The sequence below is a fragment of the Streptomyces sp. CO7 genome (genome assembly GCF_053474865.1).
This window is the reverse complement of record NZ_JBRIOU010000005.1, coordinates 227,875-228,760: the sequence shown is the minus strand read 5'-3', so window position 1 is coordinate 228,760 and position 886 is coordinate 227,875. Positions and strand designations below refer to the sequence as shown.

The window sequence follows — 886 nt, the reverse complement described above, 5'->3', positions numbered from 1 at the left end:
GGTGGAGGTGGTGGACTCCCACCCCGGCACCTCGGCCTGCCCCGACCGGTCCGTGTACCCGCCGCTGGCCGACGCGCCGGTGGAGGCCGGGGAGACGTTCACCGTGCCGGGGGACGACGTGCGGGTGCGGGTGGAGGGACGCACGGCGTCGGGGGCGTGGACGGTGCAGATCACCCCGGCGCCGGGGGCCGAGGTCCCCGCCTCGCTCGAGGACCGCTGAAACGCCGGAGGCCCGGTCCACGTTTCCGTGAACCGGGCCTCCGGTGTCGGTGCGCCGCCAGGGACTCGAACCCCGGACCCGCTGATTAAGAGTCAGCTGCTCTAACCAACTGAGCTAGCGGCGCCTGCTGACGTCGTAGACATTAGCACCCCGATCCGGGTGACGAGAAATCGATATCCGCGCGGAGGCCGCGTGGGGCGGCCCGGGGCCCGTGCCGGCTAGGCGAGGCCGGGCGAGCCGCGGTGGCCGGCGGGTCCGGGGGCGTCCTCGACGCCGCTGAGCAGGTCACGGCCGAACTCGACCATCTTGACCGCGTAGTCCTCGGTCCAGTCCGCGCGGGCCGCGATGTCCGCGGCGGAGAGCCGGTCGAAGCGGCGGGGGTCGGCGAGCTGGGCGGCGGCCATCGCCTGGTACTCGACGGCGCGGTCGGCGGCGGCGCGGAACGCGTGGGTGAGTTCCGTCGCCCGGGTCAGCAGCGCCTTGGGGTCCTCGATCGACTCCAGATCGAAGAAGTGCTCGGGGTCGGCGGCAGCGGCCGTCGGATCGAAGAGCAGGGGCGCGGGGCGTAGCCGCGGATTGGTGTTGCGCGGCGTGTGCTCCGCCATGCGGGTCTCCGTTCCTCGCGTACGTTCGTGGTCACCGCCATCCATTGTCCCGCCCCCCGCA

1 protein-coding gene, 1 tRNA gene and 1 pseudogene are annotated in these 886 nt (G+C 73.4%); 1 reads left to right on the top strand and 2 read right to left on the bottom strand.

Features of this window, described 5'->3' with window-relative positions:
- Positions 1-220 (top strand): annotated as a pseudogene (locus ACOV8S_RS19500) (hypothetical protein); the annotation flags it as partial.
- A gap of 50 nt (positions 221-270) precedes the next feature.
- Here ACOV8S_RS19500 and ACOV8S_RS19495 read toward each other — a convergent pair.
- Together ACOV8S_RS19495 and ACOV8S_RS19490 are read right to left on the bottom strand one after the other, a co-directional pair.
- Positions 271-344, bottom strand: a tRNA-Lys gene (locus ACOV8S_RS19495).
- Between the two features lie 94 nt (positions 345-438).
- Positions 439-825, bottom strand: coding sequence for a hypothetical protein (locus ACOV8S_RS19490; protein WP_448319077.1), 387 nt, complete (start codon positions 823-825; stop codon positions 439-441).
- Between the last annotated feature and the right edge of the window lie 61 nt (positions 826-886).